Raw genomic sequence first — 15,695 nt, 5'->3', positions numbered from 1 at the left:
CCCCCGAAGTGCTATAAAAGATCGGCTCCAGCACTAGGCCCCTTCAGCGCCCCCGGCTTCAAGGAACGACATGAAACTGCTCCACAATCTGAACCCTCCCCAGAAGGAGGCCGTGCTCCACGGAGAAGGACCGCTGCTGGTCCTCGCCGGGGCCGGCTCCGGAAAGACCCGCGTCATCGTGCACCGCATCGCCTACCTGATCCACGAGCGCGGTGTCCCCGCATGGCAGATCCTGGGCGTCACCTTCACCAACAAGGCTGCAGGCGAGATGCGCGAGCGCCTGGCGCAGATGCTGGGGGATGGGGAACTTCCCCTCATCTCCACCTTCCATTCCACCTGCGCCAGGATCCTCAGAAGCGAGATCCGCCACCTGGGGTACGACAGCAACTTCGCCATCTACGACGACAAGGACTGCGAAAAGCTCCTGAAGGACTGCGCCGTCGAGCTGAACCTGGACGAGAAGAGATACCCCGCCAAGGCTCTCGCCGGCGCCATCGACGAGTTCAAGAACCAGGGACTCGCACCGGACCAGGTCCCGACGGACTCCCCCTACCAGGCGACGCTCGCCCGGGTCTACCGCTGCTACCAGGAGCGCCTCAAGCGCTGCAACGCGGCCGACTTCGGCGACCTGCTGCTCCTTGCCGTGCAGCTCCTCGAACAGCATCCCGAGGTGCGGCAGAAGTACCTGGAGCGCTACCGCTGGATCATGGTCGACGAATACCAGGACACGAACCCGGTGCAGTACCGCCTGGTGCAGCTACTGGCCGGGGAGCGGAAGAACCTCTGCGTAGTTGGTGACGACGACCAGTCCATCTACGGCTGGCGCGGCGCGGACATACGGAACATCCTCGAGTTCGAGAGGGATTTCCCCGGGGTCAAGGTGGTGAAGCTGGAGCAGAACTACCGCTCCACCAAGACCATCCTGGACGGTGCCTGGAACGTGGTGCAGAAAAACCGCGGCAGAAAGCCCAAGCGCCTTTGGACCGACAACCCGGAGGGGGAGCGCATCGTCTACCGCACGCTTCCCAACGAATGGGAGGAGGCCCGGACGGTCTGTCGCGAGACGGAGCGCTTCCTCGACGAAGGGGGAGACCTCTCGGAGGTTGCTGTCTTCTACCGCACCAACGCGCAGTCCCGGGCCATCGAGGACGCCATGGTGTCGGCGGGTATCGCCTACCACATGGTGGGGGGGGTCCGCTTCTACGCGAGGCTCGAGGTGAAGGACATCCTCGCTTACCTGAAGGTGCTGGACAACCCCTCCGACGACGTGGCCCTGAAGCGGATCATCAACACGCCGCCGCGCGGCATCGGCAACACCACCGTGCAGCGCCTCTCCGAGTTCGCCGCTGAGAAGGGGATACCGCTTTACGACGCCATGCTGGAGGGTGCCTACGGGCCGCTTTTATCCGCCGCCGCCAAGGGGAAGGTCGCCGCTTTCGCCGCCGAGATCGAGGGCTACAAGGAAAAGGCGGAGCAGATGCCCCTGTCCGAGCTCACCTCCACCATCATCTACGAGTCCGGGTACTTCGCCAGGCTGAAGGCCTTGGGAAGCGACGAGGCCCAGGAGCGGATCGAGAACCTCCAGGAGCTCGTGACCGCGATGCAGGCCTACGAGAGCGCCCCGGGCGAGAAGGGGCTCGCCGACTTCCTGGAGCAGGTGGCGCTGGTAAGCGACCTGGAGCAGGAAGGGGAGGGGAAGAAGGCCTCGGCGACGCTGATGACCCTGCACTCCGCGAAGGGGCTGGAGTTCCCGCTGGTGTTCCTCATCGGCATGGAGGAGCGTCTTTTCCCGCACGTGAGGGCCCTGGAAGATCCCGCCCAGATGGAGGAGGAGCGCAGGCTCTGCTATGTGGGGATGACCCGCGCCAAGAAGCGCCTCTTCCTGCTGAACGTGCGCCGGCGCCACATCTTCGGGCAGGAGCAGATGAACCCGCCGGCGCGGTTCATAGCCGACATCCCGCGAGAGCTCCTCGACACCGGGGACAGCTGGCAGGAGCCTTCGCGGCAGCGCGAGTTCCCCTCCCATAACCTCGCCTCGCTCTTCGAGGAGGAGATGGAGCCCGAAGACGACAACGAAGTGCGCATGGTGCCGGAGGACGATCAGGGGATCTACCTCGGCATGAAGGTGCGCCACGCCCAGTTCGGCCCCGGAACCATCCGCAAGATCGAAGGGGAGGGGGACAACCAGAAGGTGATCGTCTGGTTCAACTCCCTGGGAGGGCCGAAGAAGCTCCTGGTCCGCTTCGCGGGCCTTGAGCGGGCGTGAGATAGGTAGTATAGTAGATGCGTCATTATAATGAGATTCTCCAAGGAGGCCTTCCCATGAAAAAGCTTTGCACCCTCATGATCGCCATGCTCCTCTTCTCGGCATGCACCTCATACAAGAGCCAGTACGTCTCCTTCCGTCCCCCCGAGGCCTACTCCAACTACCGCGAGGTGAACGGTGTGTCGATGGGGGGCGAGGCGTACCCGGACGCCGACTCCGCGGAGAACGCCTTCGGTTTCGACATCAAGGGAGCGGGTCTCCTCCCGGTCATGCTGGTTTTCGACAACAAAAGCGGCAACAACCTGGAGCTCATCTCCGGCCAGACATTCCTCGTGGACGAGGGGGGTAACTACTGGCCCGTGGTCCCCAACAACGTCGCCTTCGACCGGCTGGAAAGCTCGACCCAGTTCGCCTCCTTCTTCGGCAAGGGCGCCGGCAAGGGCGCGGTTTTGGGCGCTGCCGCGGGCGGCATCCTGGCGACCGCCATCGGCATCGCCTCCGGCAAGAGCGTAGGCGAGGCGGTGGGCAAGGGGGTCGCGCTCGGGGCAGCCGGCGGCGCGCTGATCGGCGGGGCGCAGGAAGGGACCTCCGGCGAGCGCGAGCAGCGCATCTCCAGCGACCTGAGGAGCAAGGGGCTGGAAGGAAAGCCCATTCCCGCCGGGTCTCTCGCCAACGGTTTCCTCTTCTTCCCGGGCGAGGCGACCAGCGCGAAGGAGCTTAAGCTGCAGGTGCGCGAACGTGAATCGGGACAGGTGCACAAGGTGAGCCTCCCCCTGAACACGGCAAAGAAATAGGCGTCCCAGCGACTGCCGGTACCAGTGCAATAGGGGCCCAACGGCCCCTATTCGTTTGTTCGGGACTTTCAGCTTCATCTACAGTAGGAAACCTCCCTCACCCCGCCCCGCTCCCAGAGGAAGAGGGGGTATGGACGGGAACTCCGAAGAAAAGACAGGAGAGAATGTTGAATAAACCAGTCATAGCGGTCACCATGGGGGACCCCTGCGGCATCGGGCCGGAGATCATCGCGGCGGCGCTAGCCGACCCGGCCATCACGGCGCTCTGCCGTCCGCTGGTCCTCGGAGACCGCAGCGCCATGGAGCGCGGCATAGCGGTCGCGGGGGCCAAGCTCGATATAGCGTCCGCGCCCGACCTGCTCCCTCCCCTGGACCCGCCCCCCGGCACGCTGTATCTGCGCGAGTTCTCAAAGCTGAAGCTGGACGAGATCCCCTACGGCGCCCCGACCGTCGCCGGGGGGGACGCCTGCTACCGCTACATCTGCGAGGCGGCGAGGCTCTGCCTGGACGGGACGGTGCAGGCGATGGCCACCGCCCCCATCAACAAGGAGTCGATGAACAGCGCCGGGCACGATTACCCCGGCCACACCGAGCTCCTGGCCGAGCTGACCGGGACCCCGGAGGTGGTGATGATGCTCGCCGGCGAGCGGCTGAAGGTGACGCTGGTGACCATCCACGAGCCGCTGGCCAGGGTGCCGGAACTGGTCACCTTCGACCGCGTCCTCTCCACCATCAGGATCACCCACGACGCCCTGAGCCGCTGGTTCTGCCCCGCGCCGCGCCTGGCAGTCCTCGCCCTCAACCCGCACTGCGGCGAGGGCGGGATGTTCGGGGACGAGGAGTCACGGATCATAGCGCCTGCGGTCGCGGCCGCCAGAGATATGGGAATCGACGCCGCCGGCCCCGTTTCCGCAGACACCCTGTTCCACTTCGCCGCGAAGGGAGGGTACGACGCGGTGGTCTGCATGTACCACGACCAGGGGTTGATCCCCTTGAAGCTCTTGCATTTCGATGACGGGGTCAACGTGACCCTGGGGCTTCCCATCATCCGTACCTCGGTCGATCACGGCACCGCCTATGACCTCGCGGGGACAGGAAAAGCGAGCGCGGAAAGCATGAAGGCCGCGCTGATCATGGCGGCACGGATGGCGCAACAACAGGTTTGCCGATAGCTGCAAAGAGAGGCGGGATTATCCGATGAAGATGAAAAAGTACCTTACCTGGGGCGTGATCGCCTTCGCAGTTTACCTGGTGTACGTGGTGGTTTCCCTGGCGCTGATGCCGCCGGTTACGGAACTCAAAGACAAGAAGTTCAACATGACCATCCAGGTGAAGGACTGGCAGGGGAACTACCATCCGCTGGTGGTGGGACCCAAGAACCGTTACTGGACCCCGCTGTCGCAGATCCCCTCCGAGATGAAATGGGCGGTGATACTCGCCGAGGACGCCTCCTTCTACAAGCACGAGGGGATCGACGTCAAGGCGATCAAAGAGGCGATCAAGTACGATCTGGAGAAGCAGAGCTTCGCCCGCGGCGCCTCGACCATCACCCAGCAGGTGGCGAAGAACCTGTTCCTGTCCCGCGAGAAGACACTGACCAGGAAGGCCAAGGAGCTGTACCTCGCGAAGAGGATGGAGCAGGAACTCACCAAGGGAAGGATCATCGAGCTCTACCTGAACGTGATCGAGCTCGGCCCCCTGGTGCACGGCATCGGCCACGGCGCGCGCTACTACTTCGGCAAATCGCCGGCCAACCTCACCCCGCGCGAGTGCGCCTTCCTGGCCGCGATGCTCCCGGGCCCCCGGGTCGCCTACAACCCGTACAAGAACCTGGGAAAGGTGCTGAAACGCTCCAACATGATCCTGGGGCTTCTCGCCAAGAAAGGGGTCTTAAGCGAGGGTGAATATCGCACAGCGCTGGCGCAGTCGCCGAACATAGGACGGATGCAGCACAAGGTCGACATGAGCATCAAACAGGTCGAGGTGATGGCGAACCACACCTCGGCCACCGTTCCGGTAGAGCCCCTGACGCAGGAAGAGATGAACGCACAGCAGCCGGAGACCGCCGCGCCGGAAGGAGCGGTACCACAGCCCGCCACGGAGCCGACGCAGGAGCCGGCGGCGCCTGCGCCGGCCTCCACTCCGCCCCCGGCGCAGGAAGAAAAGCAGTAAGGCCATCTTCCACCCTCCCCGGCTTGGGGAGGGAGGAGATGGTGCAGCACTGAAGCAAATCCCCCCTGTCCCCCCTTCGCAAAGGGGGGAACGTCAGTCTGGTGCAGCGCTTCGTGGGCAAATTCCCCCTGTCCACCCTGTCCACCCTGTCCACCCTGTCCACCCTGTCCACCCTGTCCACCCTGTCCACCCTGTCCACCCTGTCCACCCTCCACCCTCCCGCCTTCGCGGTCCGAAGCCATACGGTGCGCAGGCCCGGGGCTCTTTCCATCCCCCCGTCCCTCCTCCGAAAGCTCCTGATTTCCCTGCTTTCTTAGCCCTCCCTCAGCATTCTGTCCCTCAAGTTCCCATTAGAAATGCCGAAACAGGTGAAAGCACCGGATTCACCGGGCTGGCTTCAGGAGAAAATGCAATGGAAAACGTAAAATCAGGGCGTGTCCTCCTGGTGGACGACGACCCATACGTGCTGGAGAGCGTGGCGCTGCTCCTGTCGGTCAGCGGGTTCGAGGTGAACCAGTTTTCCAACGGACATGAGGCGCTGCACCTTTTGCGCCACTCTCCTCCGGATGTGGTGCTCACCGACGTCAACATGCCGCAGATGTCCGGCATCGAACTCCTGGAGCAGGTCCACGAGATCGACCGCGACATCCCGGTCATCCTCATGACCGCGTACGCCGAGCTGGAGATGGCGGTTTCGGCCATCAAGAAGGGTGCGTTCGACTTCATTATCAAGCCTTTCAAGACCCCCTACCTGATCTACGCCGTGGAAAAGGGGATCAACTACCAGCGTTTGGTCCTGGTGGAGAAAAACTACAAGGCGGAGCTGGAGCAAAAGGTCCAGGACCGCACCCGCGAGCTGGGAGAGGCGCTGGTGCAGATGCGGAGCATGAGCCGTGAGACCATCGAGAGGCTGACCGCCGCGGCGGAACTCAGGGACGAGGACACGGGGAAGCATATCGCTCGCATCGGCCTGTACGCGAAGAGGCTTGCCGAGCAGCTGCGGCTCCCCACGGATTTCGTGGACGGGATCGCCATGGCGTCGCCCATGCACGACGTCGGCAAGATCGGGATACCCGACGCGATCCTGCTGAAGGCGGGGCCGCTTACCGGGGAGGAATTCGGCGTCATGAAGAGCCATACCGAGATCGGCGGCAGAATCCTCGCCGGCTCGAGCCACCTCGTGCTGCAGATGGCAGCCTCCATCGCCCTTACCCACCACGAGCGGTGGGACGGCAGCGGCTACCCCCACGGCCTCACCGGGCAACGGATCCCCATGGAGGGGCGCATCGTCATGCTGGTGGACCAGTACGACGCCCTGAGAAGCAAGCGGGTCTACAAACCCCCCTTCGACCACAGCAAGACGGTCCGGATCATCACCGAGGGGGACGGCAGGACCATGCCGGAACACTTCGATCCCGAGATACTGCACGCTTTCTCGGCGGTTGCCCACGACTTCGAAGCCATCTACGAAAACCACAGCGATTAGCGGAGAAACACGCGAAACATGCCCAGGTGCAGCCTGAAAATAAAGATGAGCTTGGTCGTCTTCCTGCTCATCGGTACCGTGAGCTCGTCCGTTGCCGGCCTGGGACTGCTGTTTTTCATGCGGGAGTTCAAGGAGAGCATCGCCTCGCGCCAATTCTCGGTCGTCGGCGCCATGGCCGGCGAACTGGACGAAAAGATTCTGGCGGCGCAGCGCGAGCTGGTCGCCGTGGCGATGAGCATTCCGGCCGCCACGGCCAAAGACGCTGCTGCCATGCAGAACTTCCTCGACGAGCGTCTCGACCTGCACCAGGTGTTCAGCGACGGCACCGCCTTTTTCAGCCCCAAGGGGAGGCTCCTTGCCTTCTCGCCGGGGCAGAGCGTCAACATCGGCGGCGATTTCTCGAAAAAGGAGTACCTGGTCCGCGCGCTCCAGTCCGGCAAGGCCCTGATCTCCGACCCGTTCCCGTCACAGCGGAGCAAGGGTCACCAGGTGGTGATGTTCACCGTCCCGGTGCTGGGAGAGGGGGGTAGGATCATCGGAGTCCTGGGGGGGCGCGTGGACCTGATGGAGGAGAACTTCCTGAGCCGCGTGGCGCACCGCAATCTCGGAGACGCCGGGGAGTTCTTCCTCTTCAACCAGCAAAGGCAGATGATCGCGCACCGCAAGCACGACAGGATCAGCAAACCTATCTCGGCAAAGGGACAGCGGGAGCTGCTGGACCGGGCGATCGAGGGTTTCGAGGGAAGCGGCGAGATGCCTAACCCCTCCGGTTCGCTGTCGATCTACTCCTTCAAGAGGCTTCCCAGCCGGGGGTGGATCCTCGCGGCGGAGCGCCCCCTGTCCGAGGCGTACGCGCCGATCTACCGGGCGCAGAAACTTGTGGCATGGAGCCTGTCGCTGCTGCTCCCTCTGGCCCTGATCACCGTCTGGCTCTTCGTCGGCCGCCTCACCGCTCCGCTGCAGGTATTCGCCGGTCGCGTGCGGGAGACAGGGGGGGATGCCGGGAAGTACCTGCCGGTACCGGTGCAGGGCCGCGACGAGATCGGCGACCTGGCCCAGGCGTTCAACGCCATGATGCAGGAACTGGTCATCAACAGGCGGGCGCTGGAAGCGGAAAAGGGATTCGCCGTGCAGCTTTTGCAGCACTCGGCCGTACCCTGCTTCGTCATCGACGCAGAGCACCGGGTGATCATCTGGAACAGGGCGATGGAGGAGCTGACGGGCTTCACCGCGAAGGCACAGGTGGGGCTTACCGAACCGTGGCGGGCCTTCTACGACGCGCCGCGCCGCGTGCTCGCCGACATCGTCATCGAGGGGACCCTGTACGAGATGGCGGATCTCTACTCCTGCTACGCCGATTCCCCGCTCATCCCCGAAGGGCTGCGGGCCGAGGGGTGGTACCGGCTCAAGGGAAAGCAGAAATACCTCGCCTTCGAGGCGGCTTCCATCCGGGATGTCGAGGGGAAGCTGATCGCCGCCATCCAGACCATGCAGGACATGACGCTTCGCGCCAACACCGAGGAGCAGCTGAGGGGGATGGTGGCGGCGATAGGGGAGAGCGAGGAGCGGTTCCGGCGCCTGGTGGAGCTCTCGCTGGACGGGATCGCCATCCTGGTGGAGCGCCGCTTCGTGTTCGTCAACCCCGCGGGTTGCGAGATGCTCGGCTTCCACTCGGGCGACGAGCTGGTGGGGAAGGAGATGCGCGAGTTCATACAACGGGATTCGGAACAGCTGTTCCTGGAGCAGGTGGTTTGCGCCGAGGAAACCGGGACTACTGCGCCGTGGATTGAGGAGAGGCTGTTGCGCCAGGACCGGACCGCGGTGGAGGTGGAGCTGGGGGTGGGACCGTTCGTTTTCCGCGGCGAGAAGGCGCTGCAGGTCATCTTCCGCGACATCACCGAGCGCAAGCTCGCCAAGGCGAGGCTGGAAACCCTCGCCCACTACGACTCGCTGACCTCGCTACCGAACCGGGTGCTCTTCTTCGACCGGCTGCGCCACGCGGTGTGCGAGGCCAAGCGCTACAAGCACGCGCTGGCGCTCATGTTCCTGGACCTGGACAGCTTCAAGCAGATCAACGACCGTCTGGGGCATGCGGCCGGCGACGCGGTGCTGGTGGAGGCAGGGTACCGGCTGCGGGAGTGCGTGCGGGCCTGTGACATGGTGGCCCGCATGGGGGGGGACGAGTTCACCATCATCCTGACCAAGATGGCGGACCAACGGGACGCGGCCCTGGTGGCCGAGAGGGTGCTGGAATCATTCGCCCTCCCCTTCCTGGTGGAAGGGGAAAGCGCACAGGTGGGGGTGAGCATCGGGATCTGCGTCTATCCCGACTGCGATACGGATCTGGACGGGATGGTGCGCTACGCGGACTACGCCATGTACCGGGCCAAGCAGGAAGGGAAGAACGTCTACCGCTTCCACTGCAACTAGCCGGGCTTCGGGCGCCTGCGGCGGGAGCGGCTAGCGCCTGAGCGCCTCCACGGCCGCCTCGTCGAGGAGGTTAACGGTCTTAAGCTCGGTCTCGCTGCCGTCGCGCAGAACGCTCAGGGTGGCGGCGGCACCCGGCTCCGCCTTGGTGTAGCGCAGAAGTATCTGCCCCGCCTTTTCCAAAAGGAGGTCGGTCGTCTCGCCCATGACCGCCGCCAGCGGGCTCTTCCCCTCGACCCAGCGCAGGGTCGCCTCGCCGGGCTGTACGGCGCGCTCCAAGAGCTCGTTCTCCCCCTCGTTGCGGCCGAGGATCACCTTGGTCCGGGGGCCGATCCTGAAGTGCCGCCCGAGCTTCAAGAGCCGGAAATCCCTCATGTTGAGCTCGTCGGAGTGGTCGAAGACGTCGCGGATCTTGCCGACGAAGGAGAGCTCGGTCAAAAGGCAGCCGCCGGCCGGGCAGGGGTAGTTCTTCACGTCCAGCTCGGCCGCGAGCTCGAACTGCTCCTTCCTGGACCTCCCCTGGATGGCGAGGAGCTTCTCGCGGTCGACCCACCCTTCCTGTTCCGGGATGGTCGGCTGGAAGTGCTTAGCCGAAAGGGGGCGCAAGAGGAGCCCCTCGAGGCCGCTCTCCTTCTCGATGATGCGCAGGGTGTCGCGGCGCTGGCTCATGGGGCGCTGCCCGAGGACCTCTCCGGTGAAGACGAAGTCGGCGCCGGACTCGATCATGTACTCCTTGGCCTTTTTCAGGAGGAAGATGCGGCAGTCGATGCAGGGGTTCATACCCTTGCCGTGACCGTGCTTGGGGTTTCTGACCACCTCGAGGTAGTCCGCCCCCTTGTGCATCACCTTGATGGGGATCTTGAATTCTTCCGCGACGCGGACCGCCTCGGACTTGCAGCCGGCGTTCTTACCGGTGCAGGTGCAAAAAGGAGAGGTGAAGTTGAGTGCCTCGACGGCGATCCCCTGGTCCAGGAGCACCTTGACGGCCAGGGTGGAATCGAGCCCGCCGGAAAGAAGGGCTATGGCTTTTCTCTGCATGTAAACTCCTGTGAAAACCAATTGACAATTGACGATGGACAATTGACAACTCTTTGGCCGGCTCGCGAAAGCTGCGGCTTTAAATATGTTTTCCGACAACGCTGCCTGAAAACCTAATGGACAATTGACGATTGACAACGGTAGGCCGCTAGCAGTAGTGGCGCCTCGCGGAAGCTGCATGCATAGTCATTTGTCCATTGTCAATTGACGTACGGGGTTTGCTAAGGCAGTTACCTGGGGATGAGGGGAAAAAGGTCTGCTTCTGGATCCGCTTCGTCGATGCGAGTTACTGCGCATCGCAGAATGCCATTGTCAATTGTCCATTGTCAATCCTCAATTGGTTTTCGTTGTTTTAGATTGTGTTTTCGGGTACATTTCCCAGGCACCGCCATCCGCAGCACCTGGAGGTAGGCAATGAACGGGCTTGTCAAGGAAGGATCCATCGGAGAGATCCTTTTCAAATCGCAGATCATCACCGAGCAGGAGCTGAAGGCGGCCCTCGAGGCGCAGAAGGTGTCGGGCTGCCGGGTGGGCGAGGCGCTGGTCCGCCTGGGGGTGGTGACCCAGGAGGATATCGACTGGGCGCTCGCGAACCAGCTGAACATCCCCTACGTGCGGCTCAAGAAGGAAAACATCGACGACGCCGCGGTGGCTAAGGTCCCGGGACAGCTGGCCCGGCGCTACAGCCTCTGCCCCATCTTCCTCTCCGGCAACGAGCTCTCCGTCGCCATGGCTGACCCCCTGAACAAGGAGGCCCTCGAGGAGATCACCCGGGTGACCGGCTGCCAGATCAGCATCTCGGTCGGCCTCATCCGCGAGATCCGCGAGATGCACGACGCCATGTACGGCCCGGACCAGAACCTCCCGCAACTCGGGTTCAGCTCAGGCCACTTCCCCGCCAAGGTCCTTTCCGCCATCAACGCCGACCTCTCCGGCGCCATGCTCCTGAACCACCTTTTATTGCGCGTTGTACAGCAGAAGTATGCCTCGGTCGCGCTGCAGCCTTTGGGGGACCAGGTGCGGGTCCTGGCGCGCGGCGAGGGGAGGACCGCGGAGTTCGGCAAGCTCTCGGCGACCCACTACGGACGGCTCACCGAACGCGTCCGCCGGCTCTCCGGCATAGACGCCGCCGAGGAGAACCCCACCAGCGGCGTTTTGACCTTCATCTGGCAGGGGAAAAGGATCCCGTTCAAGACTCTGGCCATGCGGGGCAACGGCGGTGATTACCTTACCTTGAAGCTGCACGTCGGCGCGCCCAAGATCTCCGGGCTGGACGACCTCGGCGTCTCGGCGGAGAAGCGGGCCGACCTCAAGGCGCTTTGCGGCGAAAAGGAAGGGCTGATCCTCTTCACCGGGCGCGACCCGGAGGAGCGGAGCCGGCTCATCGACCTGTTCCTGGACGCCTGCGATCACGCGGACCGCACCGTGCTCCTCGTGGGGGAAAGGCTTGGGCGCGGCCGGGACCGCTGGCCCAGGCTCCCGGTGGGGAGATGCGGCGCGGAGGATACGGCAAAGGTGGTTTCGGCGGCCCTAGAGCACGACCCGGACACGCTGGCGATCGAGGACGTCACCGAGCTTTCCGCCTTCATAGAGGCGAGCAAGTCCGTCATGCGTGGGAAGCTGGTGGTGGCGGGGATGTCCCAGGGGAACAAGGGGGCGGTGCTGAAGCAGCTCCTCTACCTCTGCCAGAAGAACTTCCTGATACCGACCCACCTGAAGGGGGTCGTTTCCCTGAAGAGCGTGCTGCTCCTTTGCCCGGAGTGCAAGAAAAGCTACGCTCCTGCCGCCGACGAGCTGGCGGCCCTGCGGCTGAAGGCGACCGCGCCCGAGTACTATCGTCCGGCCGGCTGCCCCTCCTGCGACCAGACGGGCTACAGCGGCAAGAAGTACCTCCTGGACGTGATCCGTTTCGACCAGGGGCTTTTGGAGGCGTTCGAGCTGATTCGGGACGCCGACGAGATCATCCGCCACCTCAAAGACACCGGCTACCGCGGCATCGGGGAGGAGGGGGCCGAGCTCCTGGAGCGGGGGGAGATATCCCCGGGCGAGTACGTCGCCTCCATACTACTGTAACGGAGAAGAGACATGGCAAGGATAGACGCGCTGTTCAAGCTGTTGCACGACGCCGGGGCATCCGACCTGCACCTTTCGGCCGGGTCCCCGCCGATCTTCCGTCTGCGCGGCGAGATGGAGCGGCAGAACTTCAAATCGCTCGGGCACGAGGAGCTGAAGACGCTCCTTTACGAGATCCTGACACCTAAGCAGCGCGAGACCTTCGAGGAGAAGCACGACCTCGACTTCGCCTACTCGGTCCCGGGGCTGGCACGCTTTCGCGGCAACTACATGATGCAGCACCGCGGCATCGCTGCGGTGTTCCGCATCATCCCGAGCAAGATTCTCTCCGCCGACGAGCTGGGGCTTCCCGAAGGGATACGCAACCTGACCAAGCTCAGGAAGGGTCTGGTGCTGGTCACCGGTCCCACGGGGAGCGGCAAGTCGACGACCCTCGCCGCCATGATCGACCTGATCAACAACACCAGGCGCGAGCACATCCTCACCCTCGAAGACCCGCTGGAATTCATCCACGAGAACAAGATGTCCCTTTTCAACCAGCGCCAGATAGGCGAGCACTCCGACAGCTTCGCCAGCGCCTTGAGGGCGGCCCTCAGGGAAGACCCGGACGTGATCCTGGTAGGCGAGATGCGCGACCTGGAGACCATCTCCCTCGCCATGAGCGCCGCGGAGACCGGTCACCTTGTTTTCGGCACCCTGCACACCAGTTCCGCCGCAAAGACCGTGGACAGGATCATCGACGTCTTCCCCAAGGACGGCCAGGAGCAGGTGCGCGCCATCCTTTCCGAATCGCTCAAGGGGGTGGTCTGCCAGCAGCTCCTCAAGACCGCCGACGGCAAGGGGAGGGCGGCCGCACAGGAGATCATGGTCTGGAACAACGCCATCGGGAACCTGATCCGGGAAGGAAAGACCTTCCAGATCCCCTCCATCATGCAGACCGGCAGAAAAGACGGGATGCAGCTCATGGACCAGCACATCCTCGACCTCCTGAAGACCAGGAAGGTAACGGCTGAGGAGGCCTACCGCTGCTGCCAGGACAAGAGGCAGTTCGAGCAGTACCTCCCGGCCCAGGCGGAGCATTAGCCGATGCGGTTCCCCGCTTCACCTCTCATCGCCGGCGTGCACCCCCCTCCCATCTCGGAGGTCAAGGGGTGGCTCGCCGGGGCCCCCGAGGGGCTTCCCCTCATCGACCTCTGCCAGGCAATCCCCGACTACCCGCCGCCGCGGGAGCTCACCGACCACCTATCCCAGGTGATGCTCGACCCGCACACCTCGCGCTACAGTATCGACGAGGGACTCCCCGAGGTGCGGGAGGCGGTCTGCACCGGGTACCGCGAGCTCTACGGCGCCTGCATCGACCCCGCCCAGCTCATCCTCACCATCGGCGCGAGCCAGGCGTTCTGGCTCGCCATGGTGACGCTCTGCCGCGCCGGCGACGAGGTCATCGTCCAGCTTCCGGCCTACTTCGACCACCCGATGGCACTGGAGATGCTCGGCATCCGCTGCGTCTACGCCCCCTTCGAGGAGGAAAACGCCGGGCTCCCGGACCCGGCCGCCATCGCCGCGCTGATCACGGATAAGACCCGCGCCATACTGCTCGTCACCCCCAGTAACCCCACCGGGGCCGTGATCCCCCCGGATACCGTGCGCGAACTGCACCGCCTCGCGGTCTCCCGCGACATCGCCCTGGTGCTGGACGAGACCTACAACAGCTTCATCACCGGGGGAGCCCGCCCCCACGACCTGTTCCAGGATCCCGACTGGGGGGACCACTTCGTCCACATCGCCTCCTTCGGCAAGACCTTCGCGCTCACCGGCTACCGCGCCGGGATGCTGGCCGCGTCCCGGGAGTTCATAAGCCACGCGCTGAAGGCGCAGGACACCATGGCGGTATGCCAGCCGCGGCTCGCGCAGCACGCGGTGAAGTACGGCTTCGAGCACCTGGGGGGATGGGTCACCGCGAACCGTGTCATGATGGAGAGAAGGCACGAGGTCTTCCGTGCCGAGTTCACGAAGCCGGGGAACGCCTTCAAGCTCGCGGCTAGCGGCCCGTTCTTCGGCTGGGTGCGGCACCCGCTGCCGAAAGCAACCGGGAGAGAGGTCGCGAAGCGCATGGTTGAGGAGGCGGGGATGCTGCTTTTGCCCGGCGAGGTGTTCGGACCGGGGCTGGAGGGTTACCTGAGGCTTGCCTTCGGCAACATCAGGGAGGAGACCATACCCGAGGCCGTGGCACGGTTCAGGGACTTCAACCTTTAAACCCTTAAACCAGTGGCAAGAGAAGTCTGAGGAGTCCTGGGAAAACTCGACCTGAGAGAAGCGGGAACTCTTGTAACGCCTTACAAACCGAAACCGTCAGTCACGGAAATGAGCTGGAGTCAAGCATCTCTCAGATTTCCTCCGTGGCTGACGGTTTTTTGTTTTCGTTTAGATCGTTTCCTGCAGGAAGTCGATCAGCCCGTCGTTCACTTCCTCGGCATGGGTCCAGTTGAGACCGTGGGGGGCGCCGGCCACGACTATCAGGCGGCTCCCCTCCACTGCCTCGTGGGTCCTGCTCCCGGTCGCTGCAAAGGGAAGGATCCGGTCGTCGTCGCCGTGCAGCACGAGAGTCGGGATGCGGATCCGCACCAGGTCGTCCCTGAAGTCGGTGAGCCAGGAGTCGACGCAGGCAAGCGTCCCGATCGGGGAGGCGGTCGCGGCTATGCTGAAGGAAAGCCTAAGCAGCTCCTCGCTCACCTTCTTGCCGCCGAAGGCGTGCACGTTGTAGAAGTTGGAGAGGAAAGTGGTCAGAAACGAGGGGCGGTCGGCCCTGATGGCCTGCTTGATCCCCTCGAAGATGTTGGCGTCGAGCCCCGCCGCGTTGTCCGGACCCTTCTTCAGGAAGGGGGTGACCGCGGCCATGAAGACGGCCTTTTGCACCCGCTCGGTCCCGTACCTTCCCAGGTAACGCGCCACCTCCCCCCCACCCATCGAGAACCCCACCAGCACCGCCTGCCTCAGGTCGAGCCGGGTCAAAAGCGCATGCAGGTCATCGGCCAGGGTGTCGTAGTCATAGCCCGTGCCGGGCCGGCTCGACTGCCCGAACCCGCGCCGGTCGTAGGCGATGACCCGGTACCCCGCCTTGAGCAGCGCGGGGACCTGCCTCTCCCACGACCTGCTGCTGAGCGGCCAGCCGTGGATCAGCACCACGGGCTGCCCCTCCCCCATGTCCTCGTAGTAGAGGTCGATGTTGCAGGAATTTTCCTTACCCACCGTGATGTAGTTCATTCGAGAACCTCCATTTTTTGATAGGCAATGCGCAAGTAGTTCAGATACAGCATTTCCGTGGCAAGTCAAAGTCTGCCCCCGCCTCATGTGGGATTCAGCAGCGGCGGCGGCGTAAAGTATTATCAGGAAAGGGTTAGACAGTTCCGATAAATGAAAAAGCATTTGTGCGAAAGGC

At 63.8% G+C, this 15,695-nt stretch carries 11 protein-coding genes; 9 read left to right on the top strand and 2 right to left on the bottom strand.

All coding sequences use genetic code 11. The features are described from left to right. Nucleotides 1-70: 70 nt before the first annotated feature. From GEOBRER4_RS00360 to GEOBRER4_RS00335, 6 genes are all read left to right on the top strand, one after another. On the top strand, nt 71-2,266 hold the full coding sequence (locus tag GEOBRER4_RS00360) for an ATP-dependent helicase (RefSeq protein ID WP_185243759.1): 2,196 nt from the start codon (nt 71-73) through the stop codon (nt 2,264-2,266). 56 nt (nt 2,267-2,322) lie between these two features. Then, complete coding sequence (locus GEOBRER4_RS00355; RefSeq protein ID WP_085814409.1) at nt 2,323-3,060, top strand: glycine zipper family protein; 738 nt, start codon at nt 2,323-2,325, stop codon at nt 3,058-3,060. 164 nt (nt 3,061-3,224) lie between these two features. Continuing rightward, nucleotides 3,225-4,232: a 4-hydroxythreonine-4-phosphate dehydrogenase PdxA gene (gene pdxA / locus GEOBRER4_RS00350; RefSeq protein ID WP_185243758.1), complete on the top strand. Its 1,008-nt coding sequence runs from the start codon at nt 3,225-3,227 to the stop codon at nt 4,230-4,232. A gap of 25 nt (nt 4,233-4,257) precedes the next feature. Further along, nucleotides 4,258-5,232: a transglycosylase domain-containing protein gene (locus GEOBRER4_RS00345; RefSeq protein WP_185243757.1), complete on the top strand. Its 975-nt coding sequence runs from the start codon at nt 4,258-4,260 to the stop codon at nt 5,230-5,232. Nucleotides 5,233-5,644: 412 nt separating this feature from the next. Continuing rightward, nucleotides 5,645-6,718 carry a response regulator gene (locus GEOBRER4_RS00340; RefSeq protein ID WP_185243756.1) on the top strand — a complete coding sequence of 358 codons (1,074 nt, stop codon included), beginning with the start codon at nt 5,645-5,647 and terminating at the stop codon, nt 6,716-6,718. An 18-nt stretch (nt 6,719-6,736) separates the two neighbouring features. Then, on the top strand, nt 6,737-9,148 hold the full coding sequence (locus GEOBRER4_RS00335) for a sensor domain-containing diguanylate cyclase (RefSeq protein WP_185243755.1): 2,412 nt from the start codon (nt 6,737-6,739) through the stop codon (nt 9,146-9,148). Nucleotides 9,149-9,178: 30 nt separating this feature from the next. Here GEOBRER4_RS00335 and GEOBRER4_RS00330 read toward each other — a convergent pair whose 3' ends face one another. After that, nucleotides 9,179-10,183: a hypothetical protein gene (locus GEOBRER4_RS00330; RefSeq protein ID WP_085814414.1), complete on the bottom strand. Its 1,005-nt coding sequence runs from the start codon at nt 10,181-10,183 to the stop codon at nt 9,179-9,181. Nucleotides 10,184-10,597: 414 nt separating this feature from the next. On the opposite strand from GEOBRER4_RS00330, the gene GEOBRER4_RS00325 reads away from it, so the two are divergent. From GEOBRER4_RS00325 to GEOBRER4_RS00315, 3 genes are read left to right on the top strand one after another with little or no spacing between them, the layout of a single operon-like run. Continuing rightward, nucleotides 10,598-12,256 carry an ATPase, T2SS/T4P/T4SS family gene (locus GEOBRER4_RS00325; protein WP_185243754.1) on the top strand — a complete coding sequence of 553 codons (1,659 nt, stop codon included), beginning with the start codon at nt 10,598-10,600 and terminating at the stop codon, nt 12,254-12,256. A 12-nt stretch (nt 12,257-12,268) separates the two neighbouring features. Then, on the top strand, nt 12,269-13,339 hold the full coding sequence (locus tag GEOBRER4_RS00320) for a type IV pilus twitching motility protein PilT (RefSeq protein WP_185243753.1): 1,071 nt from the start codon (nt 12,269-12,271) through the stop codon (nt 13,337-13,339). A gap of 3 nt (nt 13,340-13,342) precedes the next feature. Further along, entirely contained in the window at nt 13,343-14,512 is a 1,170-nt protein-coding gene (locus tag GEOBRER4_RS00315) for an aminotransferase (RefSeq protein WP_185243752.1), read from the top strand. Between the two features lie 168 nt (nt 14,513-14,680). Here the strand turns inward: GEOBRER4_RS00315 and GEOBRER4_RS00310 are convergent, their stop codons facing one another. Then, nucleotides 14,681-15,520, bottom strand: coding sequence for an alpha/beta fold hydrolase (locus GEOBRER4_RS00310; RefSeq protein ID WP_185243751.1), 840 nt, complete (start codon nt 15,518-15,520; stop codon nt 14,681-14,683). Nucleotides 15,521-15,695 lie beyond the last annotated feature (175 nt).

The sequence above is a fragment of the Citrifermentans bremense genome (genome assembly GCF_014218275.1).
Classification (GTDB): domain Bacteria; phylum Desulfobacterota; class Desulfuromonadia; order Geobacterales; family Geobacteraceae; genus Geomonas; species Geomonas pelophila.
The sequence above is the reverse complement of the archived record's forward strand: the minus strand, read 5'-3'. Positions and strand labels throughout refer to the sequence as shown.

Coding starts and splice junctions, on each gene's coding strand:
- GEOBRER4_RS00345 (WP_185243757.1), top strand. CDS start 4,258: ATGAAGATGAAAAAGTACCTTACCTGGGGCGTGATCGCCTTCGCAGTT.
- pdxA (WP_185243758.1), top strand. CDS start 3,225: ATGTTGAATAAACCAGTCATAGCGGTCACCATGGGGGACCCCTGCGGC.
- GEOBRER4_RS00330 (WP_085814414.1), bottom strand. CDS start 10,183: ATGCAGAGAAAAGCCATAGCCCTTCTTTCCGGCGGGCTCGATTCCACC.
- GEOBRER4_RS00310 (WP_185243751.1), bottom strand. CDS start 15,520: ATGAACTACATCACGGTGGGTAAGGAAAATTCCTGCAACATCGACCTC.
- GEOBRER4_RS00320 (WP_185243753.1), top strand. CDS start 12,269: ATGGCAAGGATAGACGCGCTGTTCAAGCTGTTGCACGACGCCGGGGCA.
- GEOBRER4_RS00360 (WP_185243759.1), top strand. CDS start 71: ATGAAACTGCTCCACAATCTGAACCCTCCCCAGAAGGAGGCCGTGCTC.
- GEOBRER4_RS00315 (WP_185243752.1), top strand. CDS start 13,343: ATGCGGTTCCCCGCTTCACCTCTCATCGCCGGCGTGCACCCCCCTCCC.
- GEOBRER4_RS00335 (WP_185243755.1), top strand. CDS start 6,737: ATGCCCAGGTGCAGCCTGAAAATAAAGATGAGCTTGGTCGTCTTCCTG.
- GEOBRER4_RS00355 (WP_085814409.1), top strand. CDS start 2,323: ATGAAAAAGCTTTGCACCCTCATGATCGCCATGCTCCTCTTCTCGGCA.
- GEOBRER4_RS00340 (WP_185243756.1), top strand. CDS start 5,645: ATGGAAAACGTAAAATCAGGGCGTGTCCTCCTGGTGGACGACGACCCA.
- GEOBRER4_RS00325 (WP_185243754.1), top strand. CDS start 10,598: ATGAACGGGCTTGTCAAGGAAGGATCCATCGGAGAGATCCTTTTCAAA.